Genomic DNA, 14,802 nt, shown 5'->3' on the forward strand with positions numbered 1-14,802 from the left:
ATAGCGTTGCCCCGATGTCCGACTCGCGTGATCCCCACAGCCCTGCCCAGCCTGCCGGCCCGACGCCCGGCACCTGGGTGCTCGGTTCTGTCCGCGGGATCAAGCTGACGATGCGGTTCACCTGGCTGCCGGTGGCGATGCTGCTGGCGTTCGGGTTCTCCAGCATCATCGGAGCGCAGTTCCCGGAGCTGGGCAGCTGGCGCTACGTCGCGTCGTTCGTCTTCGTGGTCGCGTTCACCGCGTCGATCCTGCTGCACGAGCTGGCGCACGCGCTGGTGGCGTTGCGGTTCAAGATCCCGGTGACCGAGATCAACCTCGGGTTCTTCGCGGCCGGCACCCACATCGAGGGGGAGCGGAAGCGGCCCTTCGAGGAGTTCGCCGTGTCGGTGGTCGGCCCGCTGGCGTCGCTGCTGGTCGGCGGACTGGCCTACCTGGGGTCGCGGGCGGCCGACGACGGCGTCGCGTACGTCGCGCTGTTCAACCTCGCGATGGCCAACCTGATCGTCGGCGTCACCAACCTGCTGCCCGGCCTGCCGCTCGACGGTGGCTGGGTGCTGCGGGCAGCGGTGTGGAAGGCGACCGGCAACCCGCACACCGGCACCATCGCGGCCGCGTGGGCCGGCCGGGTGATCGCGATCGCCGTCCTGGCAGCGCCGGTGATCCTGCAGGAGCTCTTCGACCGGCAGCCGACCATCATCGACTTCGTCATCGCGCTGGCCGTCGGTTTCTTCCTCTGGATGGGCTCCACCGCGTCCCTCATGCAGGCCCGGCTGCGGCGCAAGCTGCCTGCCCTGCACGTGCGCACGCTGGCCCGCCGCGCGATCGCCGTCCACGCCAGTACGCCGATCTCCGAAGCGATCCGGCTGGCGACCGGCGCCCAGGCCGGCGCCGTGGTGGTCACCGACGGCCAGGACAAGCCGCACGCCCTCGTGTCGGAGTCGGCCGTCACCGCGGTCGCGCCCAACCAGCGGCCCTGGACCACGGTCGGCGAGGTGGCCACCCGGATCAGCGCCGGCCACATCATCGGCGTCAACGACACCGGCGAGGAGATCCTCGACACCCTCCGCAAGCACCCGTCGTCGGAGTACCTGGTGCTGGACGCCGACGGTGGGGTGTACGGCGTGCTCGCGACCGCCGACCTCGAGCAGGCCTTCCGCTCCCGCTGACGCTGCGCCCGCCGTTCCGGATTTGTCGGAGCGGGGAAGTAGGGTGAGCGCCTTATGTCTGATCTTCGCGATTTTCCTGATGCCTCGTTCTCCGGGGTCCACCACGGGCCGCTGCAGGCCGGTGAGTGGGTCACCCTGTCCGACTCGAAGGGGCGCCGGCACTCGGTGTTCCTGGAGCGCGGGAAGGTCTTCCACACCACCAAGGGCGGGATCGAGCACGACGAGCTGATCGACGGGCCCGACGCGGTGGTGGTCCGGTCCAAGGGCGGGGTGGAATACCTCGCGCTGCGGCCGCTGATGGCGGACTACTCGGTGTCGATGCCGCGCGGTGCCGCGGTGATCTACCCGAAGGACACCGCCCAGATCGTGACGATGGCCGACGTCTTCCCGGGCGCGAAGGTGGTCGAGGCGGGCGCCGGTTCGGGCGCGCTGACCACCGCGTTGCTGCGGGCGGTCGGGATCCACGGCCAGGTGATCTCGTTCGAGCGCCGCGAGGACTTCGCCGAGGTGGCCCGCAAGAACGTGACCGGCTTCTTCGGTGCCGAGCACCCGGCCTGGACCCTGCACGTCGGTGACCTGGTCGAGTCGCTGGCCGAAGAGGAAGTCGACCGCATCATCCTCGACATGCTGGCTCCCTGGGAGTGCATCGACGCCGCCGCGGGTGCCCTGGTGCCCGGTGGCGTGTTCTGCGCCTACGTCGCCACCACGACCCAGCTGAGCCGCGTGGTGGAGACGTTGCGCGCGCACGGCGAGTTCACCGAGCCCCGGGCCTGGGAGTCGCTGGTGCGGGACTGGCACGTCGAAGGACTGGCCGTCCGGCCGGGGCACCGGATGCAGGGTCACACCGCGTTCCTGGTGACCGCTAGGCGGATGGCCCACGGGGTACAGGCCCCCCGAAAGAAGCGCCGGCCGGCCCCTGGAGCGTACGGCGACGACTATTCCGGACCTCGCAAGTCCGACCCACCCGCGGACACGCCGCCGGCAACGGAGCCATCCGCAACCGACACGTGATGGGATTCGGCTTGCTAGGTGAGGTTTTCTGGGTAAGGTCCATAGGGTCGAGCCCCACATGGTGAGGTGATGATCGTGGCTGGAGACGAGAGTCCTACCGCGGCAGAGCTGCGTAACCAGGTCCGTTACCTGGAGGCCGAGGTCGCAGCGTTGCGGCGGAGGTTGTTGGAGCACCCGGCGGACAGCCGGTCGCTCGAGAGCAGACTGTCCGAAACCCAGGCGTCCTTGTCGAGTGTGACCGCCCAGAACGAACGGCTGGCGGACACACTGCGCGAGGCCCGAGAGAAGATCATCGCCCTGAAGGAGGAAGTCGACCGGCTGGCGCAACCGCCCTCCGGTTTCGGTACCTTCCTGGGCCGCAACGACGATGACACGCTGGACGTGTTCACCGGGGGCCGCAAGCTCCGGGTCGCGGCGAGCCCGTCAGTCGACCTGGACGAGCTCCGGCTCGGCCAGGAGCTGATGCTGAACGAGGCGCTGAACGTGGTCGAGGCCTGCGACTTCGAGGTCGTCGGCGACGTGGTGATGTTGAAGGAGCTGCTGGCCGACGGCGAACGGGCCCTGGTGATCGCGCAGGCCGACGAGGAACGTATCGTCCGGCTCGCCTCACCGTTGCTCGACCAGCCACTGCGGGCCGGCGACTCCCTGCTGCTGGAGCCGCGCTCCGGCTATGTCTACGAGAAGATCCCGAAGTCCGAGGTCGAGGAGCTGGTGCTCGAAGAGGTCCCGGACATCGACTACACCCAGATCGGTGGTCTGGCCGGCCAGATCGAGCAGATCCGGGACGCGGTCGAGATGCCGTACCTGCACAAGGACCTGTTCCTCGAGCACGAGCTGAAGCCGCCGAAGGGCGTCCTGCTCTACGGCCCGCCGGGCTGTGGCAAGACCCTGATCGCCAAGGCGGTCGCGAACTCGCTGGCCAAGAAGGTCGCCGAGCGGACCGGGGTGGAGGGGCAGAAGTCGTTCTTCCTCAACATCAAGGGTCCGGAGCTGCTCAACAAGTACGTGGGTGAGACCGAGCGGCACATCCGCCTGGTCTTCCAGCGCGCCCGGGAGAAGGCTTCCGAGGGCATGCCGGTGATCGTGTTCTTCGACGAGATGGACTCGCTGTTCCGCACCCGCGGCTCCGGGGTCTCCTCCGACGTCGAGAACACCATCGTCCCGCAGTTGCTGAGCGAGATCGACGGCGTCGAGGGCCTGGAGAACGTGATCGTCATCGGTGCCTCGAACCGTGAGGACATGATCGACCCGGCGATCCTGCGGCCGGGCCGGCTGGACGTGAAGATCAAGATCGAGCGGCCGGACGCCGAGTCCGCCCGCGACATCTTCTCGAAGTACCTGACCACGACGCTGCCGTTGCACCCCGACGACGTGAGCGAGTTCGGTGGTGACCGCCGGGAGTGCGTGAACGGGATGATCCAGCGCACGGTCGAGCGGATGTACACCGAGGCCGACGAGAACCGCTTCCTCGAGGTCACCTATGCCAACGGTGACAAGGAGGTCCTGTACTTCAAGGACTTCAACTCGGGCGCGATGATCCAGAACATCGTCGACCGGGCCAAGAAGATGGCGATCAAGGCGTTCCTCGACGACGGCCAGAAGGGTCTGCGGGTCCAGCACCTGCTGCAGGCCTGCGTGGACGAGTTCAAGGAGAACGAGGACCTGCCGAACACCACCAACCCGGACGACTGGGCCCGCATCTCCGGCAAGAAGGGCGAGCGGATCGTCTACATCCGCACGCTCATCTCCGGCAAGCAGGGCACCGAGCCGGGCCGGTCGATCGATACGGCCACCAACACCGGTCAGTACCTGTAGCACTCACCTCAGCCGCCCTGGTCCAGTCGACCAGGGCGGCTGAGGCGTCTCCCCGTACTGCGTGCGCGCGCCACCCGCCATAGCGCCGTGGCGGCCACCTGCCATATCACCGTGGTGTCGGCAGCGCCAGCCGCCTAGAGCCACCGGATCCCTTGCTGCCGGAGCCCGTCGGCCGGGGAGCCGGTCAGGGTTTCCCCTGATCCCGCGCGAGCCGCCGTCGGCGTACCGTTCTCGGCATGGCGACGGATGAGATCCGCAAGGACCTGCGCGCAGCGGTCGCGGCGCGGCAGGAGCTCGGCCCGGAGTACGAGGCCGAGGTGATCGAAGGGTTCCTCGCGAAGCTCGACGCGCACGCCGCTCAGCGTCTCGCCACACCGCCGGCGAGGATCGAACCGCCGAGCCGGGAAGGCGATCCGGGCGGGCTCGCGCTGGCCATCGTGTCGGTGGCCGCCGGCGTCCCGATCACTGCCATCGCCGCGGCCCAGGAAGGCACCATCGCCATCATCATCTGCTGGGGCGGCCTGGTCGGCATCAACCTGGCACGCTCGGTCTCCCGCTTCATCGGCCGCAACTGACGATCAGTACTGGAGTTGCACCTGCTGACCACGCGGCGGGGCTCCCGGTGGAGCCAGTCGCCGTCCAGCTAGGCGCGGCTGTCCCAGCCGTTGTCGTCGATCGTCACACGTAGGACCGGACCAGAGGGCCCAGGAGGGCGGCTGTGTCGGGCATGAAGGACCAGGCGGGGTCGTCCAGCTTGGCGACAAGCTCGGCAGGGGACATCCAGGCGCCCCACTCGACTTCCTCCGGCTGGTGCTTCACCGGGCCGTCCCACACGCAGGTGTAGAGGTAGGCGTGGTAGCTGGTGTGGGCGTCCGCGTAGTCGCCTTCCGGCAGCCGGGTCAGCTCGACGCCGGTGATGCCGAGTTCCTCGTCCAGTTCGCGGACGACAGCGTCGTACGGGTCCTCGCCGGCCGCGACGACACCACCTGCCGCGAAGTCGTAGCGGCCCGGGTAGACGTCCTTCACGGGCGTACGGCGGTGCACGTAGATGTCGCCGACGCTGTTCCGGACCAGTACGCCGGTCGCGCCGTGCCGCAGGTTGTCGCGCCGCATCACCGACCGTGGGGCGGACCCACAGACTCGGCCGTCGGCGTCCAGAAGAGCCACCAGTTCGTCCATCCGGGCAGTCTCACAGGTAACCCTGTGGACACATCACCCCCCTTCTGTCGGTCCTACCGCGTAGGCTCGATCGTATGAGTGTTCGGCGGATCATGGGGACCGAGACCGAGTTCGGCATCTCGGTTCCTGGCCAGCCCGGGGCCAACCCGATGCTGACTTCGAGCCAGGTGGTCAACGGCTATGCGCAGACGCAGCCGTTGGCGCGCAAAACGCGGTGGGACTTCGACGAGGAGCACCCGTTAAGGGACGCGCGCGGGTTCGACCTGAGCCGGGAGGTGGCCGACTCCAGCCAGCTCACCGACGAGGAGACCGGGCTGGCCAACGTCATCCTGACCAACGGCGCGCGGTTGTACGTCGACCACGCCCACCCGGAGTACTCCGCGCCGGAGTGCACCAACCCCCGCGACGTGGTGGTCTGGGACAAGGCCGGCGAGCTGGTGATCATGGAGGGCGCCCGGCAGGCCCGGCAGATCCCCGGCGCGCCGCAACTGAACCTGTACAAGAACAACACCGACAACAAGGGCGCGTCGTACGGGTCGCACGAGAACTACCTGATGCGCCGGTCCACGCCGTTCGCGTCGATCGTGCGGCACCTGACGCCGTTCTTCGTCAGCCGCCAGGTGGTCACCGGCGCCGGCCGGGTCGGGATCGGCCAGGACGGCAGCACCAACGGCTTCCAGATCAGCCAGCGGGCCGACTACTTCGAGGTCGAGGTCGGCCTGGAGACGACGCTGAAGCGGCCGATCATCAACACCCGCGACGAGCCGCACGCCAACCCGGACCGGTACCGCCGGCTGCACGTGATCATCGGCGACGCGAACCTGGCCGAGATCTCGACGTACCTGAAGGTCGGTACCACCTCGCTGGTGCTGGCGATGATCGAGGACGGCTGGCTGACCGACGACCTGTCGGTCGACCGGCCGGTCACCGCGCTGCACGAGGTCAGCCACGACCCGACCTGCACGCACCTGATGACGCTCAAGGACGGCCGCAAGATCACCGCCGTCCAGCTTCAGGTGGAGTATCTGGAGCAGGCCCGCAAGTACGTCGAGGACAAGTACGGCGACGACGCCGACCGGCAGACCAAGGACGTGCTGCAGCGCTGGGAGAGCGTGCTCGACCAGCTCGCGACCGATCCGATGCAACTGGCCGACCAGCTCGACTGGGTCGCGAAGTACAAGCTGCTGCAGTCCTACCGCGACCGCGACGGGCTGGAGTGGGACGACTCGAAGCTGCACCTGGTCGACCTGCAGTACGCCGACCTGCGCCCGGACAAGGGGCTCTACTTCAAACTGGTCAAGTCCGGCCGGATGCAGCGCCTGGTCAGCGACGAGGAGATCCGGATGGCCGTCTCGCATCCGCCGACCGACACCCGTGCCTATTTCCGCGGCCGCTGCATGCAGAAGTACGCCGGCCAGGTCGCGGCCGCCTCCTGGGACTCGGTGATCTTCGACCTGCCGGGCCGCGAATCGCTGCAGCGGATCCCGACGCTGGACCCGCTGCGCGGTACGAAGGCCCATGTCGGAGCCTTGCTCGACCAGTGCGACACCGCGAGTGACCTGGTTCGCACCATTACTGGGGGCGCTGCCGGGTAGGGTCGCCATATAGGTGTCACAGTGAGGGCCGGTTGGGCGGCTCTCCTTGGCGGTTCTAGGAGGTGTGTGCCATGGCGAAAGACGGCGGACAGCAGCACAAGCAGCCGAAGCGCTCGTCGACCGAGGAAGAGGTCACCGAGGTCAAGTCCGGCGAGGACGTGGCCGAGCGCAAGGAACGGCTCGACGACGACGTGGACTCGATCCTCGACGAGATCGACGAGGTGCTGGAGGAGAACGCGGAAGAGTTCGTCCGCGGTTTCGTGCAAAAGGGTGGGGAGTGAACCGCTAGATGACATTTGATGCCTCCGGCCGGTTGCCGGAAGCCTTCCTGACCCCAGGTGGCTCGTCCTTCATGGACTTCCTGGCCGGGCACGCGCCCGACCTGTTGCCCGGACGGCGCGACCTGGGGACAGGTGACTTCGGCAAGGACGTCCCGCACGGTACGACGATCGTCGCCGCCACCTTCGACGGTGGTGTGGTGATGGCCGGCGACCGGCGCGCCACGATGGGCAACATCATCGCGCAGCGCGACATCGAGAAGGTCTTCCCGGCCGACGAGTACTCCTGCGTGGCCTTCGCCGGCACCGCGGGCCTCGGAATCGAGATGGTGCGGCTGTTCCAGGTCGAGCTGGAGCACTACGAGAAGCTCGAGGGCACCACGCTCAGCCTCGACGGCAAGGCCAGCCGGCTGACCGCGCTGATCCGCGGCAACCTGCCGATGGCGATGCAGGGCCTGACCGTCGTGCCGCTGTTCGCGGGCTACGACCACGACATCAAGGGCGGCCGGATCTTCTCCTACGATCCGACCGGCGGGCGGTACGAGGAGCGCGCGTTCCACAGCGTCGGCTCCGGCTCGCTGTTCGCCCGTGGCGCGCTGAAGAAGCTCTACCGCGAGAACCTGACCGAGACCGAGACCGTCACGGTGGCCATCCAGTCCCTGGTGGACGCGGCCGACGACGACTCGGCGACCGGCGGTCCGGACATGCTGCGGCGGATCTTCCCGGTGATCGGTGTGGTCACCGCCGACGGGTACCGGCGGCTCCCGGCCGAAGAGGTCGGTGGGCTGGTCGACACCGTCATGGCGGCTCGGCAAGAGCGCCCCGACGGCCCCGCCGCGCCCATCACCTGACCACCATCGACTGATAGAGGACGACACCCTAGATGAGTACGCCGTTCTACGTCTCGCCCGAACAGTTGATGCGGGACCGGGCCGACTTCGCCCGCAAGGGCATCGCCAAGGGCCGCAGCGCGATCGCCCTGCAGTACGCCGACGGCATCCTGTTCGTGGCGGAGAACCGGTCCCCGGCCCTGCACAAGGTGGCCGAGATCTACGACCGGCTCGCCTTCGCCGCCGTCGGCCGGTACAACGAGTTCGAGAACCTGCGGATCGCCGGCGTGCGCCTGGCCGACATGCGCGGGTACTCCTACGACCGGCGCGACGTCACCGGCCGGGCGCTGGCCAACGCCTACGCCCAGACGCTCGGCGCGATCTTCTCCTCCGGTGGTGAGAAGCCGCTCGAGGTCGAGATCCTGGTCGCCGAGGTCGGCGCCAGCACCGCCGAGGACACGATCTACCGGCTCACCTACGACGGCTCGATCGCGGACGTCCGTGGTTACGCCGTGATGGGTGGCCCGGCCGAGCAGGTCGCGGAGTACGTCGGAGAGCACTACTCCGAGGGCATCTCGCTGGCGGGCGCGCTGCGCCTGGCGGTGGACGCCCTCGGGCACGACGGCACCGACGTACGGCAGCTCGAGCCGGACCAGATCGAGGTCGCGATCCTGGACCGGACCCGCACCCAGGTGCGCAAGTTCAAGCGGATCTCGGACGAGACGCTGGCCCGGATCCTGGCCGAGTCCCGCCCGGACACCTCCCCGTCCGAGCCGGCGACCCATGCCGAAGCGGCCGACCAGGCCAACGGCGGCAACTACGAGAGCGAATCGACCGGAGACGCCCCGGTGGCGCCGCCCGCCGACGACACTCCCATTGCCCCGCCGGAAGACCCGGACACCGACCGCCCGCTGTGACGAACTCCGATCCGTCCGCCCCGGACCCGTCCGGGGCGGACGGCGTACGTCCGGGGGATCCGCAGCCGTGGGTGCTGCTCGGCGAAGAGCCGGGGTACGACGGCTTCCTGACGGTACGCCGCCGGCGCTACCGGATGGCGAACGGCCGAGAAGCCGACTGGGACGTCTTCGGCCCCGCGATGAACGCCGGGGTCAATGGTGGCGTCGCCGTACTTCCGTTGACTCCTGACGGCCGTATCGTCACCGTGCGGATGTTCCGCGCGGGTCCTGACCGCGTCGTCACCAACCTCCCCGGCGGCCTGATCGACCCGGGTGAGGATCCCGCCGACGCGGGCCGGCGTGAGCTGGAGGAGGAGACCGGCTACACCTGCGACTCGATCGAGGTGGTCGGCTGGCTCTGGTCGGGCTCGTCCTCGGTCTTCCGCAAGTACGTCGCGATCGCCCGCGGCTGCCGGCCGGACGGCAAGCAGTCCCTCGACGAGTTCGAGGACTGCGTCCCGGCCGAGCTCAGCACTTCCGAGTTCTTGGCCGACCTCCGCACCCCCGGCACGATGACCGGCACCGACGCGGCGTACTTCGCCCTGGACCACGCCGGCCTGCTGTGAAAGCAGTCGTCCGGCGATCTGGTCGGCTTCGTCACGTTGACGGGTTGAAGCAGCGCAGGGGTCTCGTCGGCGGGCAGTAAACTGCTCGATGGACCGCAACTGGCGTTGAGGTGGGTCACCACCGGGGAACGGTCTGCCGATCGGATCGGCCGAGCCGCGCGCCTGGGCATTGAGTCTTCTGTCCAGAGGAGTGCGCTGATGAGTGCGAAGCTGATGATCGGTACCGACCTTGCCGCCGAGCTGGTGAGCAACGCGGGGGAGCGGGCCAGGAAGTTGCGGGACGAGACCGGCGTCCAGCCGTGTCTGGCGACCGTGCTGGTCGGGGACGACCCCGCCTCGGCCACCTACGTCCGGATGAAGCAGAACCGCAGCAAGAAGGCCGGGATCGGCTCGCGCAGCGTCGTACTGCCGGCCACGACCACGACCGAGGAACTGGTTGCCGAGCTACACAAGCTGTCCAACGACCCCGACGTGCACGGCATCCTGCTGCAGCACCCGGTGCCGGCGCAGATCGACGAGCGGGCCGCCTTCGAGGCGATCGCTCCCGCCAAGGACGTCGACGGAGTCACCATGCACGGGTTCGCCGCGATGGCGTTCGGCGAACCCGGCTTCGTCTCCTGTACGCCGGGCGGCATCCTCCGGTTGCTGCAGGCGTACGACGTCCCGCTGGAGGGCGCGCACGCCGTCGTGATCGGCCGCAGCCCGATCCTCGGCAAGCCCGCCGGAATGTTGCTGCTGGCATCGAACGCGACCGTCACCTACACGCACTCGAGGACGCGTGATCTGGCCGGCATCGTCCGGACGGCGGACCTGGTCGTCGCCGCGGTCGGCCGGGCCAACTTCGTCCGCGGTGACTGGCTGAAGCCCGGCGCGGTCGTGATCGATGCCGGATACAACGAAGGCAACGTCGGTGACGTGCACTTCGAGGAGGCCGCGCAGGTGGCGAGCCTGATCACCCCGGTGCCTGGTGGCGTGGGGCCGATGACGATCGCTTTGCTGCTGGAGCAGACAGTCGACGCGGCCGAGGCGCAGAATCCGAGACGGTGACGCACGCGGTGGACCATCTGTCCTAGTGTTGAGACAACCGGTGATCATCGAAGTAGGAGGCAGTTGCTGTGGCGGTACGGGCGATCCGCGGGGCCACCCAGCTCGAGGTGGACGAGCGCGAGCATCTGCTCGAGCGGTCCGCGGAGCTGGTCAGGGCCGTGCTGGAGGCCAACGACGTGGCCTCCGACGACCTGATCAGCATCTTGTTCACCGTCACTCCGGACCTGCGGTCGGAGTTCCCGGCGGTGGCCGGCCGGCAGATCGGGCTGACCGACGTACCGCTGATGTGCATGCAGGAGATCAGCGTCCCGCACGCGTTGCCGCGGGTGGTCCGGATGATGGTGCACGCCGAGTCGCAGTTGTCCCGGGACAAGATCCAGCACGTCTACCTGCACGGCGCCGTCAGTCTGCGCCCCGACCTGACCGGTGCCCAGTGACCGAGCTGCGGGGTCCGGTCCGGATCGTCGGCACCGGCCTGATCGGGACGTCGATCGGCCTGGCGCTCGGCCGGCTCGGAGTCGTGGTGGAGCTCGTCGACGCCGATCCCGACAACGCGTTGATGGCCGAGCGGATCGGGGCCGGCTCGCGCCTGGTCCAGATCGAGCCTCAGCTGGTGGTCGTCGCGGTCCCGCCCGACCATGTCGGCGCGGTGATCGTCGAGCAGCTCCAGCAGACCGACGCGATCGTCACCGACGCGGCGAGTGTGAAGTCGAAGCCGCTCCTCGACGCGCGCGCCCTGGCCTCGAACCCCGAGGAGCTCTCCCGGTACGTCGGCAGCCACCCGATGGCAGGCTCCGAGCGGAGCGGCCCACTGGCCGGCCGGGCCGACCTGTTCGAGGGCGCGACCTGGGCGATCACCCCGCACGAGACCAGCGATCCCGACGCGGTCGAGCTGGTCCGCCGCCTCGCCGAGGCCGCGGGCGCCCGGACGGTCGAGCTGTCCGTCGCCGACCACGACCTCGCGGTGGCTCGCGTCTCGCACCTCCCGCAACTGATGTCGTCCCTGGCCGCCGGCACGCTGGTCGACGCGCCCGCCGCCCACCTCGAGCTGTCCGGTCAGGGCGTCCGCGACGTCACCCGGATCGCGGCCGGCGATCCGGGCCTGTGGACCCAGATCGTCGCGGCCAACTCACCCGCGCTGAGCGGCCTGCTGGAAGGCATCCGCGACGAGCTCGACCGGCTTCTCATTGCCCTGGGCAAGCAAGAGGCGACCGACGAGCTGACCGCCGTACTCAACCGTGGGGTCTCCGGCGCGATCCGGGTGCCGGGCAAGCACGGCGCCCCGCACATCGAGCTGGTTCCGGTCCTCGTCACCATCCCCGACCGTCCTGGCCAGCTGGCCAGGTTGTTCGCGGACGCAGCCGCCTCCGGGGCCAACGTCGAGGATCTCCGGATCGATCACAGCCCGGGCCGCCCGGTCGGTGAGGTCGAGTTGTCGGTCAAGCCGGCGTCGGTCGATCAGCTGGTCGGGGTACTGACCGAGCGGGGCTGGTCCGTCCACCGGTAATCTTCGGGCCATGATCATCGCTGTTGACGGCCCGAGCGGGTCCGGTAAGTCGAGCACGGCCCGCGGAGTCGCGACCCGGCTCGGCCTGCGGTACCTGGACACCGGCGCGATGTACCGGGCGGTGACCTGGTCGGCGCTGGAGCACGGGCTCGACCTGGACGACGTCACGGCGGTCGCCGAGCGGGCCCGCGCGGTCGAGCTGTCGATCAGTACCGACCCCGAGCGGGGGCGGTTCACCGCCGACGGGGTGGACGTCACCGAGGCGATCCGGGATCCGCGGATCAGCGCCAGTGTCAGCAAGATCGCCACCAACCTCGAAGTACGGGCCGAGCTGATCCGGCGGCAGCGCGAGCTGATCGCCGCCGCGCAGCCGACCGGTGGCGCGGTGGTCGAAGGCCGCGACATCGCCACCGTGGTGGCGCCGCAGGCGGAGCTGAAGGTGCTGCTCACCGCCGACCAGGACGCCCGGATGGCCCGCCGCAAGGCCGAGCTGGCCGCGGGATCGGTGACCGCGGAGCAGTTGCTGGACCAGATCGTCCGGCGCGACGCCGACGACTCGACGGTCTCGCAGTTCCAGGTCGCCTCCGACGGCGCGGTGGAGATCGACTCGACCCACCTGACGCTGGAAGAGGTGGTCGACGTGATCTGCCGACTGGCGAAGGAGGCCGAGGCCGTGCCGAGCGACCGGACTTCATGACTGCCGCTGAACTGACCGGGCAGCAGGATCTGCCCCGGACCGACGACCTGCCCGCCGTACCGCACCGGCTCGGCAGTGTCCTGCGCCACCTGGTCGAGCCGTACGTGCGCTGGCGGTACGACCTGACCGTCCACCACGAGCACCGGTTCCCGCTGTCCGGGCCGGTACTGGTCGCTCCCAACCACCTCGGTCTGCTCGACGGTCCATTGCTCGGGTCCACCGCGCCGCGGATGATGCACCAGCTCGGCAAGGTCGAGGCGTTCCACGGGCTGCAGGGGCTGCTGCTGCACAGGTCGGGCCAGATCGCGGTCGACCGTTCGCAGTACGACGTACGGGCGATCCGCCGGGCGATCCAGATCCTGCGCACCGGCCGGGTGCTGAGCGTGTACCCCGAAGGGACCCGTGGTCCCGGCGACTTCCGGGTGGTGCGCAGCGGAGTTGCCTACCTGGCCATGGTCACCGGTGCCCCGATCCTGCCGGTCGCGCTGCTCGGTACGCGGCTCCCGGACGGCGATATCGAGGTGTATCCGCCCCGGGGGAGCCGGGTCGACGTGGTATATGGCGAGACCTTCACGGTGGACCGCGTATCATTTCCCCGGAGGCAGGTCGACGTACGCGCGGTTGCCGACCAGATCGGCGACGTGTTGCGAGCCCATGTGCAGGCGGCCGTCGAAGCCACCGGCCACCCGCTCCCGGGCGTGCCAGACCAGAAGGATCCTGATGAGTGACCTGCCCACCGGCTACGAGTTCGACGCGGAGCCGAGCCACGACCGCGAGGACACCGGCCCACTGCCGGTGGTGGCGATCGTCGGCCGGCCGAACGTCGGCAAGTCGACGCTGGTGAACCGGATCATCGGCCGCCGCGAGGCAGTGGTCGAGGACACCCCCGGTGTCACCCGCGACCGCGTCTCGTACGACGCGAACTGGGCCGGCCGCGGCTTCACGCTGGTCGACACCGGCGGCTGGGACCCCGACGCCGTCGGCATGGCCGCGCTGGTGGCCGCCCAGGCCGAGGTCGCGATCAACGCCGCCGACGCGGTGCTGTTCGTGGTCGACGCGACGGTCGGCATCACCGACGCCGACGAGGCCGTCGTACGGGTTCTGCGCAAGGCCGGCAAGCCCGTCGTACTGGCCGCCAACAAGGTCGACGACGCCCGCGTCGAGGCCGAGGCGATGAACCTGTGGAGCCTGGGCATCGGCGAGCCGTTCCCGATCTCGGCGATGCACGGCCGCGGCACCGGCGACATGCTGGACGCCGTACTGGCCGCGTTGCCCGAGGCGCCCCCGGAGCGTGACGCGCAGCTCGGCGGGCCGCGCCGGGTCGCGATCGTCGGCAAGCCGAACGTGGGCAAGTCGTCGCTGCTCAACAAGGTCGCCAAGGAGGACCGGGTCGTCGTCAGCGAGGTCTCCGGCACCACGGTCGACCCGGTCGACGAGGAGATCGTGCTCGGCGGCAAGCAGTGGCGCTTCATCGACACCGCCGGCATCCGGCGCAAGGTCAAGAACGTGCAGGGCCACGAGTACTACGCCAGCCTGCGGACGAACAGCGCGATCGAGCGGGCCGAGGTGGTCGTGGTCGTCGTCGACGCCTCCGAGCCGATGACCGAGCAGGACCTGCGGATCATGAACACGGTCGAGGAAGCCGGCAAGGCACTCGTCATCGCGTACAACAAGTGGGACCTGGTCGACGAGGACCGCCGGTACTACCTGGAGCGCGAGATCGACCGCGACCTGGTGCAGTTCCGCTGGGCCCCCCGGGTCAACATCAGCGCGATGACCGGCCGCCACATGGAGAAGCTGGTGCCCGCGATCGAGGCCGCCCTGGACGGCTGGCAGACCCGCGTCCCGACCGGCCAGCTCAACGCCTTCCTGGGCCGCCTGGTCGCCGCCCACCCGCACCCGGTGCGCAGCGGCAAGCAACCGAAGATCCTGTTCGGCACCCAGGCGACCACCATGCCGCCGACCTTCGCGATCTTCACCTCCGGCGCCTTCGAGTCGTCGTACCAGCGCTTCATCGAGCGCCGCCTGCGCGAAGATTTCGGCTTCGTCGGCAGCCCCGTGCACGTCCAGATCCGCCCCCGCGTGAAGAAGCTGAAACGCTAGCCCCCTTGGTCAGAACTGGTCTGGGAATGGGGTAAGGTTTACCCCGGTCGCC

16 protein-coding genes and 1 riboswitch are annotated in these 14,802 nt (G+C 69.2%); of the genes, 15 read left to right on the forward strand and 1 reads right to left on the reverse strand.

The features are described 5' to 3' along the window. The first annotated feature begins 14 nt into the window (after positions 1–14). From OX958_RS17260 to OX958_RS17275, 4 genes are all read left to right on the forward strand, one after another. Positions 15–1,166, forward strand: coding sequence for a site-2 protease family protein (locus OX958_RS17260; protein WP_270138898.1), 1,152 nt, complete (start codon positions 15–17; stop codon positions 1,164–1,166). Positions 1,167–1,220: 54 nt separating this feature from the next. After that, on the forward strand, positions 1,221–2,177 hold the full coding sequence (locus tag OX958_RS17265) for a tRNA (adenine-N1)-methyltransferase (protein ID WP_270138900.1): 957 nt from the start codon (positions 1,221–1,223) through the stop codon (positions 2,175–2,177). Between the two features lie 69 nt (positions 2,178–2,246). Next, a complete protein-coding gene (arc, locus tag OX958_RS17270) occupies positions 2,247–3,992 on the forward strand; it encodes a proteasome ATPase (protein WP_270138902.1) in 1,746 nt (581 codons plus the stop codon). Positions 3,993–4,228: 236 nt separating this feature from the next. Continuing rightward, a complete protein-coding gene (locus OX958_RS17275; RefSeq protein ID WP_270138904.1) occupies positions 4,229–4,567 on the forward strand; it encodes a hypothetical protein in 339 nt (112 codons plus the stop codon). 103 nt (positions 4,568–4,670) lie between these two features. On the opposite strand, the gene OX958_RS17280 is transcribed toward OX958_RS17275, so the two are convergent. Next, entirely contained in the window at positions 4,671–5,171 is a 501-nt protein-coding gene (locus OX958_RS17280; protein ID WP_270138906.1) for an NUDIX hydrolase, read from the reverse strand. Between the two features lie 74 nt (positions 5,172–5,245). Here OX958_RS17280 and dop point away from each other — a divergent pair, with 74 nt between their 5' ends. The 11 genes from dop to der all read left to right on the forward strand — a co-directional run bounded on the left by dop (position 5,246) and on the right by der (position 14,750). Continuing rightward, entirely contained in the window at positions 5,246–6,766 is a 1,521-nt protein-coding gene (dop, locus tag OX958_RS17285; protein WP_270138908.1) for a depupylase/deamidase Dop, read from the forward strand. A 71-nt stretch (positions 6,767–6,837) separates the two neighbouring features. Then, positions 6,838–7,047 (forward strand): ubiquitin-like protein Pup, encoded by a 210-nt coding sequence (locus tag OX958_RS17290; protein ID WP_164593993.1) that lies wholly within the window; start codon positions 6,838–6,840, stop codon positions 7,045–7,047. Positions 7,048–7,055: 8 nt separating this feature from the next. Continuing rightward, on the forward strand, positions 7,056–7,895 hold the full coding sequence (gene prcB / locus OX958_RS17295; protein ID WP_270138911.1) for a proteasome subunit beta: 840 nt from the start codon (positions 7,056–7,058) through the stop codon (positions 7,893–7,895). Between the two features lie 32 nt (positions 7,896–7,927). Continuing rightward, the gene (gene prcA, locus OX958_RS17300) at positions 7,928–8,791 is read left to right on the forward strand and encodes a proteasome subunit alpha (protein ID WP_270138913.1); all 864 of its coding nucleotides are present in this window, start codon (positions 7,928–7,930) and stop codon (positions 8,789–8,791) included. Continuing rightward, complete coding sequence (locus OX958_RS17305) at positions 8,788–9,396, forward strand: NUDIX hydrolase (protein WP_270138915.1); 609 nt, start codon at positions 8,788–8,790, stop codon at positions 9,394–9,396. The genes prcA and OX958_RS17305 overlap by 4 nt, the downstream gene beginning before the upstream one ends. Before the next feature lie 85 nt (positions 9,397–9,481). Further along, a riboswitch (ZMP/ZTP riboswitch) is annotated at positions 9,482–9,571 on the forward strand. Positions 9,572–9,594: 23 nt separating this feature from the next. Further along, on the forward strand, positions 9,595–10,443 hold the full coding sequence (locus OX958_RS17310; RefSeq protein WP_270138917.1) for a bifunctional 5,10-methylenetetrahydrofolate dehydrogenase/5,10-methenyltetrahydrofolate cyclohydrolase: 849 nt from the start codon (positions 9,595–9,597) through the stop codon (positions 10,441–10,443). Between the two features lie 68 nt (positions 10,444–10,511). Beyond that, positions 10,512–10,880: a chorismate mutase gene (gene aroH, locus OX958_RS17315; protein WP_270138919.1), complete on the forward strand. Its 369-nt coding sequence runs from the start codon at positions 10,512–10,514 to the stop codon at positions 10,878–10,880. Beyond that, complete coding sequence (locus OX958_RS17320) at positions 10,877–11,950, forward strand: prephenate dehydrogenase (protein WP_270138920.1); 1,074 nt, start codon at positions 10,877–10,879, stop codon at positions 11,948–11,950. Before aroH ends, OX958_RS17320 begins: the two co-directional genes overlap by 4 nt. 10 nt (positions 11,951–11,960) lie before the next feature. After that, on the forward strand, positions 11,961–12,647 hold the full coding sequence (gene cmk, locus OX958_RS17325; protein WP_270138922.1) for a (d)CMP kinase: 687 nt from the start codon (positions 11,961–11,963) through the stop codon (positions 12,645–12,647). Beyond that, positions 12,644–13,375: a lysophospholipid acyltransferase family protein gene (locus OX958_RS17330; RefSeq protein ID WP_270138924.1), complete on the forward strand. Its 732-nt coding sequence runs from the start codon at positions 12,644–12,646 to the stop codon at positions 13,373–13,375. The genes cmk and OX958_RS17330 overlap by 4 nt, the downstream gene beginning before the upstream one ends. Further along, positions 13,368–14,750, forward strand: a complete 1,383-nt coding sequence (gene der / locus OX958_RS17335; RefSeq protein ID WP_270138925.1) for a ribosome biogenesis GTPase Der — start codon at positions 13,368–13,370, stop codon at positions 14,748–14,750. Before OX958_RS17330 ends, der begins: the two co-directional genes overlap by 8 nt. Positions 14,751–14,802: the final 52 nt, after the last annotated feature.

Origin of the sequence: Kribbella sp. CA-293567 (assembly GCF_027627575.1) — a bacterium.
Taxonomy (GTDB): Bacteria; Actinomycetota; Actinomycetes; order Propionibacteriales; family Kribbellaceae; genus Kribbella.

What these genes read in the sequence shown, in the direction of transcription:
- OX958_RS17260 (WP_270138898.1), top strand. Translation starts at nt 15, where the DNA reads ATGTCCGACTCGCGTGATCCCCACAGCCCTGCCCAGCCTGCCGGCCCG.
- OX958_RS17265 (WP_270138900.1), top strand. Translation starts at nt 1,221, where the DNA reads ATGTCTGATCTTCGCGATTTTCCTGATGCCTCGTTCTCCGGGGTCCAC.
- arc (WP_270138902.1), top strand. Translation starts at nt 2,247, where the DNA reads ATGATCGTGGCTGGAGACGAGAGTCCTACCGCGGCAGAGCTGCGTAAC.
- OX958_RS17275 (WP_270138904.1), top strand. Translation starts at nt 4,229, where the DNA reads ATGGCGACGGATGAGATCCGCAAGGACCTGCGCGCAGCGGTCGCGGCG.
- OX958_RS17280 (WP_270138906.1), bottom strand. Translation starts at nt 5,171, where the DNA reads ATGGACGAACTGGTGGCTCTTCTGGACGCCGACGGCCGAGTCTGTGGG.
- dop (WP_270138908.1), top strand. Translation starts at nt 5,246, where the DNA reads ATGAGTGTTCGGCGGATCATGGGGACCGAGACCGAGTTCGGCATCTCG.
- OX958_RS17290 (WP_164593993.1), top strand. Translation starts at nt 6,838, where the DNA reads ATGGCGAAAGACGGCGGACAGCAGCACAAGCAGCCGAAGCGCTCGTCG.
- prcB (WP_270138911.1), top strand. Translation starts at nt 7,056, where the DNA reads ATGACATTTGATGCCTCCGGCCGGTTGCCGGAAGCCTTCCTGACCCCA.
- prcA (WP_270138913.1), top strand. Translation starts at nt 7,928, where the DNA reads ATGAGTACGCCGTTCTACGTCTCGCCCGAACAGTTGATGCGGGACCGG.
- OX958_RS17310 (WP_270138917.1), top strand. Translation starts at nt 9,595, where the DNA reads ATGAGTGCGAAGCTGATGATCGGTACCGACCTTGCCGCCGAGCTGGTG.
- cmk (WP_270138922.1), top strand. Translation starts at nt 11,961, where the DNA reads ATGATCATCGCTGTTGACGGCCCGAGCGGGTCCGGTAAGTCGAGCACG.
- OX958_RS17330 (WP_270138924.1), top strand. Translation starts at nt 12,644, where the DNA reads ATGACTGCCGCTGAACTGACCGGGCAGCAGGATCTGCCCCGGACCGAC.
- der (WP_270138925.1), top strand. Translation starts at nt 13,368, where the DNA reads ATGAGTGACCTGCCCACCGGCTACGAGTTCGACGCGGAGCCGAGCCAC.